Below are 15,914 nucleotides of genomic sequence, written 5' to 3' on the forward strand. Positions count from 1 at the left end.
TACGCGCCCGACGGCGCGGTGGCGCGCCTACCGCTCGCTCTCCCACAGGGCGAGCTGGACGGTCCGCAGGGCGGTGGCCGACTGTTCCCAGCCGTGCCACCAGAACAGCCCGCCGTCCTGGCCGGCCTCGGCGGCGAGCGCGGTCAGGTGGGCCCAGGGGCCGGGTGGGATGCCGAACCGGGGCCGGGCGGCGAGCCGCCGGGCGGCCTCGGCCTCGACCGGGACCATGCCGACCAGCGGGAACGGCGTGCCGTCCGCGGTCCGGCCGGTGCCGTGCAGCATCGGGTGGAGGGTGATCGGGTCGAGCAGCAGGGTGAGCTCGGCGCCGGGCACCGGGGCCGGGCCGTCCTGCCAGCCGAGACGCCGGCCGCTCGACCCGGCCTTGGGCACGGGCTGTCCGTCGAGGGTGACGCCGTCCACCGCGACCCGCAGGTGGGCGCCGGTGTCCGGCCGGGACGGCAGCCGCAGCCGGTAGTCGCCGTACAGGCAGGGCGGCACGTCCGGCAGCGACTGGTCGAAGGGGACGGTGACCACGTCCACCTCGAAGTCCGCCACCTCGAAGCCCGTCACTTCGAAGCCCGCCGGGCCGAGCAGCACCGCCGCGGTGACGGGGTCGCCGTCGACGCTGACGTGCAGGCGCGGGAGCGCGCCGGGGGCGTCGGACACCACGTCCACCCGGACGCCACCGGCTCGGTACCCGCCCACCAGGTCGGCGAGCGGCGGGGTCTCCGGCAGCGGGTATTCCGTCAGGCGGACAGCGCGCGTGACGGAGCCCGCAGTACCGCCGACACCGGTAGCGCTGACGGTGCCGACGAGTCGGCGCCGGCCGTCCCGGCCGAACTCGGTGCGCAGTTCGCCGCCGCTGCCGTCCGGCTCGCGCCAGCGCAGCACGCCGCGCTCGTAGCGCGGGTCGGCGATCCGGCGGCCGTCGATGTGGACCCGGTGTCGGGGCGGGTCGGTCGCGCGGCCCAGGACGTAGACGGAGAGTTCGCCGTCCGGCGTGCCGTACAGGCCGGTCCAGGGGTAGAGGGCGTCGTCCAGAACGGATTCCAGGTCCTGGCGGAGCGACAGCCAGGCCGTGATGCCGTCCCGCAGCAGTGCGCGCGCCTCGGACTTGCGGGTGAGCAGGGTGCGCAGCCGCCGCGCGGCCTCCGGGGTGGGCCGGTGCCGTAGGCCACGGGCTGCGGCCTGGAGGGCGAGGTCCTCGCGCCGCGCCAGCAGGGCGCGTTCGGCCGCGCCGAGCTCCGGTGGCGCCCAGTCGGCGACGGCGGCCGCGGGCTCACGGACGTAGCGTGCGCGCAGGGCGCTGTCCTCGCCGAGGGCGAGGACGAAGCGGGCGCCGGGCGTGTCCTCCTGCCAGTGGTACGCAGCCGGAATGCGGAAGTCGGCGAAGCCGTCGAGGGCGGCGCGTTCGCGCGGGCCGTACTCGTCGATGGTGCGCAGCGGCCCGTCGGGCGGGCGGACGGTCTGGCCGGGCTGGAGCAGGCCGAGGCGGCGGAGCACCTGGGGGTCGGCCGGTGCGGCGGCGGTGGGGGCCAGGTACCAGGTGGAGGCGCTGGTGACGGTGCGCTGCACGGCCGGGTCGCGCAGGGCGGCGACGGTGTGCTCGGCGGTGACGGGTTCGAGGCCGCGGTAGCGGGCGCCGATGTAGTTGACCACGGTGTGGTCCGGCCCGTAGACCTCCTCCAGCCGGTCCAGCAGGACGGGCAGGTGCCGGTTGGTGAACCCGGCGCGCTGGTAGTCGAGTTCGCCGACGACGCCGACCTGCCAGAGCACCAGGTGCAGGCCCGGGTCGATGCGCCTGCCGCGGATCAGCAGGTCGGATGCCTCGAAGGTCTGCATGCCGGGGGTGCTCGGGTCCACCCCGAGGTCGGCGCAGAGCACGTCGAGGGCGCTGATGCCGGGCCGCATCACGGCGCGGTGCCCCTCTCGGCGGGCGATCCGGACGGCGCGGTGGGAGGAGAGCACGAAGATGCCCGGGTGGCCGTAGAAGACCGCGGCCACCCGCCGCCCCGCGCGGACGAAGTGCAGCACGGCCTCGGACATCTGGACGTACGTCAGGTAGCGGTCCTTGGCGTCGTCGTAGAGGACGCCGAGGTCGTAGGCGTCCGGGCGCCAGGCGTTGATCCGGACCACGGTGGCCGGGTCCGCCACGCAGTGGAAGACGTGGTCGGCCTCGCGGAGCAGGCGCTCGTCGGCCCGGGTGAACCCGGCCGCCTCGATGCCCGATCCGAGCACCGTCAACTCGCCCTTGGCGCCACCGTATTCATCACAGGATTCACGGCCGGATTCACCGCCGGGCGGGCCGGCGGCGGCGATCGCGCGGGTCAGTTCGGCCCACCGCTCCTGGTGCTCGTGCCGGGACGGGAAGCGGTCGAAGGGGCGGGTGTAGTGATGGCCGGAGGGCAGGTCGTGGTCCATGCGTGCGGCGCGGCCTCAGACGGTGTCGGGGGCGTGGGCACCCTCGGTGGCTGCGACGGTGACCAGCGGAGTCAGCGCGTCGACCAGGAGCGGCGGGTCGAGCTGGACGTACGTCTGCACCACCTGCGGTGCGGGCTCCGCCAGGGCGGTGGTGGTGTCGAGGTCGAAGCCCATCTGGGTGACCTGCGGCGGCAGCGGATCCATCTGGGTGACCTGCGGCATGGGGCTCTGCGGCAGTGCCCCGGTGGCAGCGAGGTCCGTAGCGGTGTCCGCAGCGGTGTCACCGGCCAGGGTGAGGTCGAAGTCCACGTCGATGTCCACGACGTCGACGGGCAGGCTGTTCGTGGTGAGCGTGAGCACGGCGGTCACTCGTCCCCTCGGGGCCATGGTGGAAGGCGAGTTCATGCTACTGATCAGGCGTTCGGTCGAACAGGGGCCGAGGTCCCGACCCGACCCCGGGCGGGGCCCCGCCGTCAGGCAACCGGCCCAGCTCCGCGAGCGCCCGCTCCGTCGGGCTGGTGAGCTGGGAGGGGAGCTCGTGGGCCGACGGGTCTCCGACAACATCTGGAGGAGGAGTCCGTGCCGGACCCGACGACGTCGTACGCCGACCTGCGCGCCCTGGTGATCAACTGCACCCTCAAGCGCTCCCCGGAGCGCAGCCACACCCAGGGCCTGATCGACGTCTCCACCGGCATCCTGCAACGTCAGGGCGTGGCCGTTGACGTCCTCCGCGCCGTCGACCTCGACATCGCCACCGGCGTCTGGCCGGACATGACCGAACACGGTTGGGAGACCGACGAGTGGCCCGTCATTTACTCCCAGGTGATGAGCGCGGACATCTTGACGTTAGCTGGTCCTGTGTGGCTGGGAGACAACTCGTCCGTGATGAAGAAGGTCATTGAGCGTTTGTACGCCTGCTCGTCGATCCTCAACTCCGAGGGTCAGTACGCCTACTACGGCCGGGTCGGCGGCTGTCTGATCACGGGTAACGAGGACGGCGCCAAGCACTGCGCGATGAACGTCCTCTACAGCCTCCAGCACCTGGGCTACGTCATCCCGCCGCAGGCCGACGCGGGCTGGGTCGGCGAGGCCGGGCCCGGGCCGTCCTACCTCGATCCCGGCTCCGGCGGCCCGGAGAACGACTTCACCAACCGCAACACCACCTTCATGACCTGGAACCAGCTCCACCTGGCCAGGATGCTCAAGGATGCCGGCGGCATCCCGGCCCACGGCAACCAGCGCTCCGAGTGGGACGCCGGCTGCCGCTTCGACTTCGAGAACCCCGAGCACCGCTGAACCGCTGGCGGTATTGAGCCAGGAGCAGGTGGCTGCGGCCGTCGCGAGCTGGCAGGTTGGGTGTCTTGAGGTGCCAGCGTCGGTATGCCTATGGCCTGGTGATCACGAGGTGAGAGACCTGCCGATGACCAGGTCCATGGACGCCTTGATGCTGTCGGCGGTGTGACCACGGCGCCGGAGGCGGTCGATCGCCAGGAGCAGGGCCTGAGCGGCGGTGTCGGCCGCGTAGATCCCGGTGAGGCCGTCGGGCTGGTCCGCGTCGTCGCCGATCCACTCGGAGAGGTTCTCCACGCCCAGGTCGTCCAGGAGGAGGCCGTGGGAGGCGTCGACCTCGCCGACGACGGCGAACACGGCCTCCAGCCGGGTGTGGGCCGCACGCTCGCAGTGCAGCCCGGGGGTCTGGGGGAGGACCTCGGAGTCGTAGGTGCAGCCGGCCGGTGGAGAGGCCTTCAACTGCTGCCAGACCTCGGCCGTCGCCGCGTCGGTGCCCAGCGAGGCCGTGAGGGTGAAGGTGTGGACAGGCACGGTGGGTTCCTGGTGTGCCGAGGGTGGGAGGTGGTCAGGGGCGGACGGGGAGCGCGAGGCGTTCGATGCGGGTGGCCAGGTCGGGGTCGCTCTCGGTGCGACCGAGTCGGCACATGGTGGTGGTACGGACCGAGGTGGCCTTGACGCCGCGCATGCTCATGCACAGGTGCTCGCCGGCGGTGTAGACGGCGACGTCATCGGTCCCGGCGGCCTTGGCGAGGTCGTGGGCGACATCGTGGGTGATGCGTTCCTGGAGCTGGAGGGCGTGGCTATGGGCCTCCAAGTGCCGGACCAGCTTGGACAGGCCGATGACGGTGGTGGCCGGCACGTAGGCGATGGAGACGTCGAGGCGGAACGGGAGCAGGTGGTGCTCGCAGACGCTCCACGCCTCGATGCCGGTCAGCAGGACGAAGTCGCCGTACTGGCGCTCGTGGGCGAAGCTGGTGTCGAGCCGGCCGGGGTCGTGGTCGAGGAACTCTCCCCACCAGTCGGCGACTCGGCGGGGCGTGTCCCTGAGGCCGTCGCGGTCGGGGTCTTCGCCGAGGGCGTGCAACAGCTGGCGGGTCAGCTCTGCGACGCGCGGGCGGTCGACTGGGCGGCGCTGGGCTTGCACGGGTATGGACGTCATAGTCATCCCTCGGGGGTGAGTTGACGGTGGAGGGGCCGCGAAGTGCGGTGTGTCAGAGGTGGGTGGCGCCGGGCAGGCAGCCGAGGATCGGTACGGCAGTGAACGCCTCCGCGTACCGGGTGCCGATGCGGGCGCCCCACAGCCGGCCGAGGGTCTCGGCCATGGGCCCGAAGTGCTGCTCGATCGGCTGGCTCGCGTGCTCGCGCAGCGCCGCCATCTTGGTATCGAAGGTCGCGGTGGCGTCGACGATCACGTCGGCGCGCACCGGTCCGTCGAGGGTGAGCGAGTTGTAGGTGTCGCAGGTGTAGAAGCGGCTCGGCCGGCCCGTGGCGATCCTGGGCTCGGGGACGGCGGCGAGCACGGTGGCGGCGACCGCCCGGTGCTCGGGATGGACATCGCCCAGCGGGTGGGTGATGACGATGTCCGGCTGCGCCTCCAGCAGCTGCTGCTGCACGGTGGCGTGGTCGAGCTGGGGGACCTGGCGCAGGTCGGCGCTGAGCGCCGCGGCGCCCTTGCGGGCTTCGGCGTCACGGACGTCGTCTCGGTGCGGGACGACGACGGTGACGACGGCGTACCTGGCGTGGAGGGCGAGGGTGGCGCCTGCCCACAGCTCGGCGTCGTCGGGGTGCGCGAAGGCGGCCAGGATCGAGCCTGGCAAGGCGCCGGTCACCACAGCCCCAGCTTCTCGACGACGTCGGCGGGCTTCGGCAGCTGGGGGCTGGCCTCGCCGCGGAGGGCTACGGGCGCGTCCACGTCGCGGCGGACCGTGATCATCGCCTCCCAGCGGAGCACGTCGGCCCAGGCGGTGGTGATCGCGGTGCCCTCGGCGCCGGTCAGCCGCCCGGAGCCGGGCAGGCCGTGCAGCAGCATGCCGCCACGCAGCAGGGTGGCGGCGACCTTAGGGCCGACGCCGCGGACGCCGGGGATGTTGTCGGACTTGTCGCCGGTCAGGGCGCGGAAGGCCGGCCACTGGGCCGGGGTGACGCCGAAGCGGGCGACGACCTCGTCGGCAGTGATGATCCGCTGGGACGACTTCCGGGAGCGGTTGAGGATGCGCACACGGTCGTCGAGGAGCTGGTAGAAGTCCATGTCCCGCGACATGATTAGGACCGGTCGGGAAGCGGCGGCCCGGGTGGCGAGGGTGGCGATGACGTCGTCGGCCTCGGCGTTCTCGACCTCGGCCCACCGGATCCCGAGTGCGTCCAAGCCGTCCTTCACCGGGGCGAGGAACTGCAGCGGCTTGAGTGCCTCCGGTGTCGCCTCCCGGTTCGCCTTGTACTCCTGGTCGGCGGCCACGCGCTCGGCGGAGCCGTGCTCGCCGTCGAAGACGACCAGGACCTCAGGGGGCGCGACGTCGACGTCGTCGCGGATCGCCGCGCGCAGCAGGGCGAAGAAGGCGAACAGGCCGGTCAGCTCGCGGGTCTTGTCGCGGGAGTGGATCGGCGCGGGGAAGCCGAAGGTGCCGGCCCACAGAAGGTTGAACCCGTCGACGAGCAGCAACGGGGCAGGGGTTGCTGGGGTTTCGGGCATCACGACACCGCCTCCATGAAGAAGTCAGCGATTCGGCGGGGCTCGAACTGAGCCGCCCGCCGATACACGGTCTGTGTAGTCGCGACGTACAGTACGTCATCTTCCAGGAGGGTTCGTGCCGCCTTGTGGAGTGCGGCCGGGCCTTCACCGTGGTCGACGAGGAGGTGGTCGCCGTGGCCGGTCGGGCCGATCAGGGTAGGAAGGTTGCCGACCCGGTAGGCGACGACCGGGGTGCCGACGCTCATGGCCTCCAGCGCCACCAGGCCGAAGGTCTCCTTGTGACTGGGGACGATCACCACGGCGGCCTGGGCGAGCCAGGGCAGTACCGCGGACGGGGTCAGCGGCCGGGCGTCAGTGGGTGACGGCCTGTTCGAGGAGGTCGACGGCCTCCGCGAGGGTGGCGGGGCGGGCTGCGCCGCTCGGCGGCTGGTTGCGGGCCCAGCCGGGACCGGCGGCGACGACCACCGCCCCGCCGCGGGAGCCGTGCGGGCCCCACGCGCTGTCGCTGACCGTGCGTACCAGCTCGCGGTCCGCGGTGTGCCGGTCCTGGGACCAGATCATCACGGCCCCCGGGCCGATCCGGTGGACGGCGTCCAGCAGGGCCCGGTGCGGGACGGCCGCGCCCAGCATGCGGAAGGCGACCGCGCGCTCGGTCAGCGCCGCGGCCGTCGCTTCCAGGGGGAGGGTATGCAGTTCGAGGGGAGTCGCGGTCAGCAGGACAGTCCTTGTCCGCCGGGCGGTGTACGCGCCCACGGCCACGCTCCGCAGGGCACTGGAGACGTGCCAGGACAGCAGGTGCTCGACCTCGACGTACTGCTCGCCGTCCGCCGCCCACTTGCGGCCCGCGGCACGAAGGGCGGGCATCATGACGTCCGTCCACGCGTCGACCACCCCCAGCGTTTCCAGCGCTTCCCGGAGGATCCTGGAAATCTCCGGCGCGTCGAGCCGCACCGCCGCCCGGGCCAGGCCCCGGCACTCAGGGCGTACCGTCCCGACCCCCAGGGCGCGGCTTCCACCCGGGCCGGGGCCGGGCCGGTTGCGGCCCCGGGAGTTCGCTTCGGGCCTGCCAGGGGCGGGATGCGGACTGCCGTCGCGTTCGGCCAGGGCCGCGCGGGCGGCCTCGCCCGGCGGTACCCCGCGTGCTGTCAGGCGGCACATCGTCTCCAGGACCGCGATGTCCTGCTGGTTCCAGCGCCGGTGGTGTCCGGCCTCGCGGTGGGCAGGACCGATGCCGTAGCGGCGCTCCCAGGAACGGACGGTGGTGGGTGAAACCCCCAGTCGCCGGGCCACACCGCCGGTCGGCAGCCCCACGTCCTCCAGCGGACCGGAGACGGAGTCCGACGCCGCGGGCTCCGCCCCGACGGGCAGTCCGGCAGCGTGGCCCGGAGACACGGTCACCATCCGGCGATCCGCCCCACGGCGAAGCCCACGCAGCACACCACCATGGCGGCGATGACCAGCAGCGGGATCCAGCCCGGCCAGGCCGTGTGCAGCTCGACCGACTCCGGGGTGGAGATGCCCGCGCAGGTCGAGGCCTCGCACTCGGGCGTCTCGGTGGGCGGGCTCACGGGCTGCGGGCGCCCGCCGGCGGGGAGTTGGTGGTAGGTGGTCATGATGTCCTCCCGCTGTCTGCGGTGGTGCGGGCGATCCGATTGGATGCGAGCCCGGCCGGTACGGTGCGCGTCGGCCCGGAGCGAACTCGGGCCTGCCCGAAGCCCTTCGGGCCCGTCGCAGGTCCGGCGGTTCAACGTCTCCATTGTGCGTCTGCCTGCTCCCTGTCCCCAGCCGCAGCGTTTGCGCACCGCCACCGGAACCCGGTTCCGTCGTACTCGGCGGTGCTCGACACGTCGCCTACCAGCCCGAGGTGCCATGCCCGCCCTTGAACGGGCCGGTGATCTCCCGGGTGATCCACCCTCCGTAGAAGTCGCCGTCCTGGGCGTGCACGGCCTCGCCGTCGACGGTGCAGAGGTCCACCCGTCCCGGGTAGAACGCCAGCATGCCGCGCAGTTCCCGGTACCCGGGGAGCGGATGCGGGTAGCTCCACGCCGCCCGCACCGCCGCCCGGGAGCCCACCCTCAGGTCCCAGTAGCGGGCCCGGCCCTTCCACTCGCACACGCTCTCACCGTCGGCGGGGCTCAGCAGTTCGGTGGCGACGTCGTCGGGCGGCAGGTAGAACACCGGCGGGTGGCTCGTCTCCAGCACCCGCACCGCCTGCGTCGTGGACGCCACCAGCTTCCCGGCGAACCGCACCTCGACGAGCCGGCCGCGGGCGGAGCGGACCGCCGGAGGCCGCGGGTAGTCCCACACCGACTCCGTACCGCGACCTGCCACCGTCATCGTCCCGCCCCCGTCAGACGGTTGGACCCGGGCCAGGCCCGCAGCCCGGCGCGCGCTTGCCTCGTGCACGGGAGGTCGGAGCCAACGTCGAAGGCGGCCCTGAGCCGAATGAGCGCGTCGCGGATGCGGGTCTTGACAGGACCCAGGGGCACGCGGGTCCGCTGCGCGATCTCCCGATGTGAGTACCCGCCGTAGTAGGCCAGCACCATCGCCTCGCGTTGCGCCGAACTCAGCTCCGCGAGGGCAGACCTGACCCGCAGCCGGTCCAGGGAGCGGACCACCTGCTCCTCCGGCGTATCGCTCGGCACAGGCCCGCGAGCCGCGACACGGTGGTCCCGCTCGGCAGCCGCCCGGACGCAGCGCACTCGATCCACCGCACGGTGATGCGCAATCGTCAGCGCCCACGTCATCACCGACCCCCGCTCAGGCCGGTAGACCGCGGCAGTGCGCCGCATCTCCAGCAGGACCTCCTGGGCGACCTCCTCGGCGTGTGCGGGGCTGCGCAGCGTCCGCAGTGCGACTCCGTACACCGGTGCGGCGACCGTGGGATACACACGTTCGAACGCACGCTCGTCGCCGCGCGCCGAACGCTCCACGAGAGGACGTAGATCGGAGGCCTTCGGCACCCTGCTGGCGCCGGGGGCACTGCCGACACGACCTTGCCATGGTGAGGTCACGCCGTCACGGTGCAGCGATTCGGCACGGGAGAGAAGTCGAAGCGTTTGTGCAGCGTTTTGATCCAGCCGGGAACCCGTCCGTCCGGTAAACGGTGCGGTACCGCTGCAACTGTTGCGGCCGGTTGCGGCGGCCGAATCTGCGGGGGAGGCCGCGTGCCTCGCGCCCACCCGATGACCGAGAAGTGGAGCCGACCATGAAACTGCACGATGAACTGCCGGTCGATCACCGTCTGTCCCAGGTCTACCGTGCCGGCGCCGGACTGTGCGGTGCGGCCCTGTTCGTGTTCGGCGCTCTCGGCCTGGTGGACGGGCTGTCCTTCTTCAGCACCTCCGGTGAGAGGATTGCCGGTCTCTCCAGCAATGGTCTGCTCAGTCTCGTGTCGGTGGTGACCGCCGTGGTGCTCGTCGTCGGCGCGCTGATCGGCGGGAACACCGCCTCCACGATCAACATCACCGTGGGCACGCTGTTCGTCCTCAGCGGCTTCGTCAACCTGGCGCTGCTGGACTCGTCGGCGAACATCCTGGCCTTCCGCATGCCGAACGTGCTGTTCAGTTTCGTCATGGGGCTGGTGATCGCCACCTTCGGCATGTACGGGCGGGTGAGCGGAAAGCTGCCGCTCGACAACCCCTACTGGCGTCACCGCCACCCGCGGCCGGCTCTTCGGGACGGCGCCGCGGCCCTTCCCGGCGGGACGGGACGGGCCCTCCTGCCCGGGCGTCCGGTATGAGCGGCCCGCGCCCGCACTGGGTGTTCGGCGACCAGCTGGGGCCGCACTTCCGCGTCCCCGCGCAGGACGGCCCGGACCCGGACGCCCCGGTGGTGATGATCGAGGCCCGGTCCGTGCTGCGCCGACGGCGTTTCCACCGGGCCAAGGCCCACCTGGTGCTCTCGGCCATGCGCCATGCCGCGGCCGCCCTCGGGGACCGGGTGCGCTACGTCCAGGCCGACACCTACCGGGAGGGCCTGGCCCGGGCGGTGGGCCGGCAGCAGATTACGGTGTGCCACCCGACCTCGCGAGCCGCCCTCGGCCTGGTGGACGGCCTCCCCCGGGTGACGGTGCTGCCACCGCGCGGCTTCCTCGTCCCCTTCGCCGATTTCCGCCGCTGGGCCGGCGAGCCGGGGCAACGGCGCCTGCTGCTGGAGGACTTCTACCACCGGGTGCGCCGCGCCGAGCACCTGCTGCTGGAACCGGACGGCAGCCCGGCCGGCGGCCGCTGGAACCTCGACCGGGACAACCGCGAGCCACCGCCCAGGGGAGCCGCCGCCCTCCCACTGCCGCCGCCCTTCGCGCCCGAGGAGGACGGGATCGACGAGCAGGTCCGGGCCGACCTGGACCGCTGGGAACGCGCGGGCGAGGTCGCCTTCGTCGGCCGGGACGGCCCGCGCCGCTTCGCCGCGACCCGCGCGGAGGCCGAACGGGCACTCGCGCACTTCGTCACCCACCGACTCCGCGACTTCGGCCGGTACGAGGACGCCATGCTCCACGCCGACCCGTGGCTGGCCCACAGCGCGCTGTCCGTCCCGCTCAACCTCGGCCTGCTCGACCCGGGCGAGTGCGTGCGCGCCGCCGAGGCCGCCTACCGGGCGGGGCAGGTGCCGCTCAACAGCGCGGAGGGCTTCGTACGGCAGGTCGCCGGCTGGCGCGAGTACGTCTGGCAGCTGTACTGGCACCTCGGCGAGGGCTACCGCGACGCCAACCGCCTCGGCCACCACGAGCCGCTGCCGGCCTGGTTCCGCGACCTCGACGCCGACGCCGTCACCGCCCGCTGCCTGGCCCGCGTCCTCGCCGAGGTCCGCGACCACGGCTGGGTGCACCACATCCCCCGGCTGATGGTGCTCGGCAACTGGGCCTTGCAGCACGGCTGGGACCCGCGCGAACTCACCGACTGGTTCCACCGCTGCTTCGTGGACGGCTACGACTGGGTGATGACCGCCAACGTCGTCGGCATGTCCCAGTTCGCCGACGGCGGACTGATCACCACCAAGCCCTACGCGGCGGGCGGCGCCTACCTGAACCGGATGAGCGACCACTGCCGCCCGTGCCGCTACCGGCCCACCGAACGACTCGGCGAGCGTGCCTGCCCCTTCACCACCGGCTACTGGGCCTTCGTCCACCGCCACCACGACCTCCTCGCCGCCAACCACCGCACCGCACAGGCCGCCGCCGGCCTGCGCCGACTGGACGGCCTGCCGGAACTCCTGGCCGCCGAACGCGCCCGCGGCCAGTCACCGCCGTAGCTCGCCGCTCAACGTCCGCTCAGGTACCCGCCCCTTGAGCATCCGTGCCTGAGGACCGCGTCGGTGCGCATCCGTCCGCCCGTCTCGTCGGCGGCCTCCACGACCATGACGTCCCGTCCGGCCGCGGTCAGGTCCGGCGCGGCCGGGCCCGCGCCGACCGCGCCCGGGTCCACTGGTTGTCTCTCGTCGCACCCTGCTCACCGGCTTTCCGTCGAGTGCGGGCTGCGCCGCGGGCGGTGGTGGCCCGTCGGGCAGGTGGCGTGGTAGGCGTGCGCGAGGGACTCGGCCATGGTGTCGACGCCGAACCGGTCACGGACCGTCGCCGCCCCGGCCGCCGCCATCGCCGCCAGCTCGGGCGCGGGTGTGCGCAGGAGGGACTGCAGGCCTGCGGCCAGGCCCTGCGGCGACTCGGTGACCAGGAGCCGTCCGTTGACACCGTCACGCAGGTAGTGGGAGGCGCCGCCGCGGCGCGGGGCGGCGACGGGCAAGCCCGCCTCCATGGCCTCCAGCACCGCCAGTCCGAACTCCTCCTTCGCGCTGGGGCACACGTACAGGGCTGCTCCAGACCGCCCCTGCGCCAGGAGCCGCTCCAGCAGGCGCACGTGGTGGTTGGGCAGCGCCGGCCACAGGGCCGCCCGGCGCATCGCGACCGGTTGCGACCGCAGCAGCTCGCTCACCCGTCCTCGCACCGCCGATTCGACGGCGGTCGGCTCCCTGAGTGACCCGCCGACGAGCAACAGGGTCGAGCGGTTGTGCAGGCCGGCGTGCATCCAGGCCCGCACGAGCTGCTCCTGCTGTTTGACCGGGTGGAGCCGTCCCACGCACAGGAGCAGCGGCAGTTCGCGGTCCGCGGAGTCCAGTCCGTCGGCGTTCGCACCGCCTGCGAACAGCCGGGAGAGCATCGCGCGTGCGGTCGCGCCATCGTGCGGGGCCGGGCGGAAGGGGGCGATGCCTTCGGGCAGCGTGTGGATCGCGCGGCCCCGCAACTGCGGGAAGTGCGTGTGGAGTTCCTCGGTCCCGGACCGGCCGGGCATGGCCACGAGCAGGTCGGCGCGGGCCACGAGACGGTCGGCGACGAAGACCCGGTGCAGGTCCAGGCGCAGCGCGCGGCCCGCGTCGTCGGTGTGGACCGGCTCTGTGCCGGCGTGCCGTTCGTCCATGGAACGGTGCGGGTCGGGGGTGACGGTGAACGCGAGCTTGGCGCCGTGGCGCAGCGTGGCCTGGGCGACGGCGAGGGACGCGTCGTCGGCGAACCTGACGTGGGTGATGTCGGGTCGGGCGCCCGGGAGCTCGAAGACGCGGGTGGTCCACCAGGCCAGGGCGCTCCGATGGGCGGCGGCGGTCTCGGGATCGAGCGTTCCCGGCGTGTCCACGGGGAGCCGCACGAGCCAGTGCCCGGGACTCAACTCGTCCACCAGCGACTGGTGTTGTGACTCAGTTGGGTGGGTGGCGGTGAGGGTCAGGACTCGCGCGACGCGTGCGTCGGCCGTCAGGGCCTCGCCGAGTCCGGTCAGCAGCACGCTCATTCCGCCGCTGAGTCCGGCGCCCGGCTCCTCGAGGCGGCCCAGCAGCATCGACTGTGCGACCACCAGGGATTCCCGGAAGTGCTGAGTCAGGGCCTCGAACGCCGTCCTGAACCGCTGTCCGGCCGGGGACCCCGGGCGTGCCCGCTCGCAGCAGGCCGCGAGCAGGAGCCGCTCGTAGGCGTCTTCGGCCGTTTCCGGACTCGGCAGCACCAGATCACCGCCCGGTACCCCCGACAGGTAGCGCCACCGTGCGTGCAGGTGCGCCCGCGCGGCGGGTTTCAGCTTGATCACCTCACGGGCCGAGAGCGGCCGCAGGGCGTTCGCGTCGGCGATGTCCAGCAGGAACGCCGTCTCCGCCGGACCGGGGGCGGCCAGCAGGCGCCGACGGACCTCCGCGGTCGCCGTCAGCCCCTCATCAAGGCCGGCACTGCGCTCCCACGCCTCGGCGAGTGCCGTCCGCTCCCACGCCGCCTGGTCCGGCGCAGCCCCGGCGGCCGCCAGCATCCATGCCGGGGCGGCCCGTTCGTGCCGCGCCATCTGGCGAAGCCGTGCCGCTCGCCGGTCGGAGCCCGACAGGACCGCATCGGGGTGGACCCACGAACCCCCGTACTCGGCCCGCGCGAGCCGACCGAGCAGGTCGCCACCGGTCACAGCAGCGAAGTCCTGGGTCCAGTAGCACCTGCGCCACGCCGCCAGGCTCCTGGCGTCGCCCCCATCGGCCCCCGACGGTTGCGGGGTCGTGGTCGGTGTGCTGTGGTGTGTCATCGGCCGTCCTCCCGAGCCGCCGGATCGTTCCGGCCTCCTTTTCGGAGACCGGTGGCCGAACGGATTGGATCCGGGCGCCCCTCCACCCGCACGGGCCGCAGGAGAGCGGCAGGGACGCGGTCGCGCGGCCGGCAAGGTCCGCGGCTGCCCCGGGATTGCTGGCATCATCGAAGCCGCACGCGAACCCACGGCCCCCGACGGAGGACACCATGGCCCGCGTCGTCGTGATCAGCCCGCCCTTCCACTCCCACGCCCGCCCGCTCGCCGCCCTCGGCGCCGCGCTGGCCCGGCACGGCACCCGCGTCGACTTCGCCTGCACCGGCGCGTTCGCCGAACTCGCCGCCCGCAGCGGCCTCGGCTTCGCCGAACTCGCCGTCACCCGCAACGCCAACCACGGCATCGCCGAGACGACCCGCCAGGGCCGCACCGAGGCTGGCCGCCTGCGCGAGTTCCTCGCCGCCACCCACCACGGACCGACCGCGACCCTCCTCGCCCAGGCCCGCCACCGCGCCGACGACATGCTCCCCGACCCCGAGCGCGTCCTGAACGAGCTCGGCGCCCTCGACACCGCGGTACGCCCCGACTGGTACCTCGTCGACCAGCTCGCCTACAGCGCCACCCTCGCCCTGCACTGCCTCGGCCTGCCCTACGCCACGTTCTGCCCCGGCCACCCCAGCTACCTGCCCGCCACCCCCGACGCCCACTTCGGCCTGCCGTACGCCTGGCCCGACACCCTGCGCCCGGACACCGCCGACCTCGGCCGGCTGCGCGCCGCGGTAGCGGCCAACGACGCGTCCTTCACCCGGGTCTTCCGGGCGACGACCCGCCGCCACGCCCCCGACCGGCCGGAACCCGGCCGTGCCTGCGCGCTCTGCTCACCGCACGCCGTCGTCTTCAACTACCCGCTTCTGCCCTGGCTGCCGCCCGCTCCGCCCGGGCCCAAGGCCATCTACGCGGGCCACCTGTTGCCGCACACCGGCACCGCCCCGCTGGACGGGCACTGGCGCAACGCGGTCACACGCCTGACGGCGGCGGGTCGCCCACTGACGCTCGTCGCCCTGGGGACGTTCCTGTCCGCCCGCCACGACGTCCTGGCCACCGCGACCGCCGGGATCCTGCGGCACACACCGGCCTCGGTGATCGTGGCCGCCGGCGACCACCTCGCCGAGCTCACCGCCCACCCGCTGCTGCGGGAGGCGCCGGCCGGGCGGCTGGAGGTCGCACCCGCCATTCCGCAGCAGGAGTTGCTCCCGTACGCCGCCGCCATGGTCCACCACGGCGGGAACAACTCCTTCACGGAGTGCCTGCACGCCGGCGTGCCCGCCCTGGTGCTGCCCTTCTCCAGCGACCAGTTCGCCATCGCGCACGACGCCGAACGCGCCGCCCTCGGCCGCTGCCTCGACCCCAACACGCTCACACCGGAATCCGCCGGCACCGCCGTCGCGGCCCTGCTCGACGGACAGGCCCGCGGCACCGCAGAGCTCAGCGCCCGTGTGCGCCCGCGGGGCCCCGAGTGGGCGGCGTCCTCCCTCCTGCGGCACATGCCCTCCCACTGCTGAAGACCGCGCCCCGCAACGGTCGATGTGCCAAACGCTGCGACTGGCGACGCGCCAGGACCGGCGGAGGCTGGACGAGGACCGGCGGATGAGAGGCGGCAGCACCGTGAACGCACCGTTGACCGACAGAGAGCGACACCTGCTGAACGGCATCGAGCAGCACCTACGCCGCGACGACCCGGCTCTCGACCGTCTGCTCGGGCGTCGGCCTTCGATCCTGACGCGGATCGGTCACCGCCCCCGGCTCCTCGCCGCCCTGGCCGCAGCGCTGGCCACCCTGACCGCATTCGCCGCGCTGTGTGCGAGCACGGGCGGACCGGCCACGCCGATGGCCGCAGCGGGTGCAGCCACAGGCGCACTCATGATGGCGCTCGTCTTCCGACGACTCGCGGCACTTCGCACGGTCTGACCTGC

General features: G+C 73.2%; 18 protein-coding genes. 5 read left to right on the top strand and 13 right to left on the bottom strand.

What is annotated here, in order from left to right; translation table 11 throughout:
- Positions 1-27: 27 nt before the first annotated feature.
- Both ACFXOZ_RS01500 and ACFXOZ_RS01505 read right to left on the bottom strand, forming a co-directional pair.
- Positions 28-2,421, bottom strand: a complete 2,394-nt coding sequence (locus tag ACFXOZ_RS01500; protein WP_380586405.1) for an SAM-dependent methyltransferase — start codon at positions 2,419-2,421, stop codon at positions 28-30.
- Positions 2,422-2,436: 15 nt separating this feature from the next.
- Positions 2,437-2,790 (bottom strand): hypothetical protein, encoded by a 354-nt coding sequence (locus ACFXOZ_RS01505; RefSeq protein ID WP_380586408.1) that lies wholly within the window; start codon positions 2,788-2,790, stop codon positions 2,437-2,439.
- Positions 2,791-3,000: 210 nt separating this feature from the next.
- On the opposite strand from ACFXOZ_RS01505, the gene ACFXOZ_RS01510 reads away from it, so the two are divergent.
- Positions 3,001-3,717 (top strand): flavodoxin family protein, encoded by a 717-nt coding sequence (locus ACFXOZ_RS01510; RefSeq protein ID WP_380586411.1) that lies wholly within the window; start codon positions 3,001-3,003, stop codon positions 3,715-3,717.
- A 102-nt stretch (positions 3,718-3,819) separates the two neighbouring features.
- Here ACFXOZ_RS01510 and ACFXOZ_RS01515 read toward each other — a convergent pair whose 3' ends face one another.
- The 9 genes from ACFXOZ_RS01515 to ACFXOZ_RS01555 form a co-directional block, all read right to left on the bottom strand.
- Positions 3,820-4,242: a hypothetical protein gene (locus ACFXOZ_RS01515; protein ID WP_380586414.1), complete on the bottom strand. Its 423-nt coding sequence runs from the start codon at positions 4,240-4,242 to the stop codon at positions 3,820-3,822.
- Between the two features lie 34 nt (positions 4,243-4,276).
- Positions 4,277-4,870 carry a GTP cyclohydrolase I gene (gene folE, locus ACFXOZ_RS01520; RefSeq protein ID WP_380586417.1) on the bottom strand — a complete coding sequence of 198 codons (594 nt, stop codon included), beginning with the start codon at positions 4,868-4,870 and terminating at the stop codon, positions 4,277-4,279.
- A gap of 52 nt (positions 4,871-4,922) precedes the next feature.
- Complete coding sequence (locus tag ACFXOZ_RS01525; protein ID WP_380586420.1) at positions 4,923-5,528, bottom strand: PIG-L deacetylase family protein; 606 nt, start codon at positions 5,526-5,528, stop codon at positions 4,923-4,925.
- Positions 5,529-5,536: 8 nt separating this feature from the next.
- Complete coding sequence (locus ACFXOZ_RS01530) at positions 5,537-6,400, bottom strand: 5'-3' exonuclease H3TH domain-containing protein (RefSeq protein WP_380586422.1); 864 nt, start codon at positions 6,398-6,400, stop codon at positions 5,537-5,539.
- Complete coding sequence (locus tag ACFXOZ_RS01535) at positions 6,400-6,741, bottom strand: glycosyltransferase (protein WP_380586530.1); 342 nt, start codon at positions 6,739-6,741, stop codon at positions 6,400-6,402. Before ACFXOZ_RS01535 ends, ACFXOZ_RS01530 begins: the two co-directional genes overlap by 1 nt.
- A gap of 10 nt (positions 6,742-6,751) precedes the next feature.
- Entirely contained in the window at positions 6,752-7,801 is a 1,050-nt protein-coding gene (locus tag ACFXOZ_RS01540) for a MerR family transcriptional regulator (RefSeq protein ID WP_380530154.1), read from the bottom strand.
- Positions 7,795-8,013: a hypothetical protein gene (locus ACFXOZ_RS01545; RefSeq protein WP_380530159.1), complete on the bottom strand. Its 219-nt coding sequence runs from the start codon at positions 8,011-8,013 to the stop codon at positions 7,795-7,797. Before ACFXOZ_RS01545 ends, ACFXOZ_RS01540 begins: the two co-directional genes overlap by 7 nt.
- Before the next feature lie 238 nt (positions 8,014-8,251).
- Complete coding sequence (locus ACFXOZ_RS01550; RefSeq protein ID WP_380530162.1) at positions 8,252-8,737, bottom strand: DUF427 domain-containing protein; 486 nt, start codon at positions 8,735-8,737, stop codon at positions 8,252-8,254.
- Positions 8,734-9,414, bottom strand: a complete 681-nt coding sequence (locus ACFXOZ_RS01555; protein ID WP_380586425.1) for a sigma-70 family RNA polymerase sigma factor — start codon at positions 9,412-9,414, stop codon at positions 8,734-8,736. The genes ACFXOZ_RS01550 and ACFXOZ_RS01555 overlap by 4 nt, the downstream gene beginning before the upstream one ends.
- Before the next feature lie 194 nt (positions 9,415-9,608).
- Between ACFXOZ_RS01555 and ACFXOZ_RS01560 the strand changes: the two genes are divergently transcribed.
- Both ACFXOZ_RS01560 and ACFXOZ_RS01565 read left to right on the top strand, forming a co-directional pair.
- On the top strand, positions 9,609-10,142 hold the full coding sequence (locus ACFXOZ_RS01560; RefSeq protein ID WP_380530168.1) for a DUF4383 domain-containing protein: 534 nt from the start codon (positions 9,609-9,611) through the stop codon (positions 10,140-10,142).
- On the top strand, positions 10,139-11,653 hold the full coding sequence (locus ACFXOZ_RS01565) for a cryptochrome/photolyase family protein (protein ID WP_380530171.1): 1,515 nt from the start codon (positions 10,139-10,141) through the stop codon (positions 11,651-11,653). The genes ACFXOZ_RS01560 and ACFXOZ_RS01565 overlap by 4 nt, the downstream gene beginning before the upstream one ends.
- Positions 11,654-11,661: 8 nt before the next feature.
- Here ACFXOZ_RS01565 and ACFXOZ_RS01570 read toward each other — a convergent pair whose 3' ends face one another.
- Both ACFXOZ_RS01570 and ACFXOZ_RS01575 read right to left on the bottom strand, forming a co-directional pair.
- Positions 11,662-11,826 carry an FAD-dependent oxidoreductase gene (locus ACFXOZ_RS01570; RefSeq protein ID WP_380530174.1) on the bottom strand — a complete coding sequence of 55 codons (165 nt, stop codon included), beginning with the start codon at positions 11,824-11,826 and terminating at the stop codon, positions 11,662-11,664.
- A 24-nt stretch (positions 11,827-11,850) separates the two neighbouring features.
- Positions 11,851-13,716, bottom strand: coding sequence for a glycosyltransferase family 4 protein (locus ACFXOZ_RS01575; protein ID WP_380530177.1), 1,866 nt, complete (start codon positions 13,714-13,716; stop codon positions 11,851-11,853).
- 437 nt (positions 13,717-14,153) lie between these two features.
- Between ACFXOZ_RS01575 and ACFXOZ_RS01580 the strand changes: the two genes are divergently transcribed.
- Positions 14,154-15,503: a nucleotide disphospho-sugar-binding domain-containing protein gene (locus ACFXOZ_RS01580; protein ID WP_380586428.1), complete on the top strand. Its 1,350-nt coding sequence runs from the start codon at positions 14,154-14,156 to the stop codon at positions 15,501-15,503.
- Positions 15,504-15,606: 103 nt separating this feature from the next.
- Entirely contained in the window at positions 15,607-15,909 is a 303-nt protein-coding gene (locus ACFXOZ_RS01585; protein ID WP_380530183.1) for a DUF3040 domain-containing protein, read from the top strand.
- Positions 15,910-15,914 lie beyond the last annotated feature (5 nt).

Source organism: Kitasatospora sp. NPDC059160 (assembly GCF_042755465.1).
In the GTDB taxonomy this organism is placed as follows: Bacteria; Actinomycetota; Actinomycetes; order Streptomycetales; family Streptomycetaceae; genus Kitasatospora.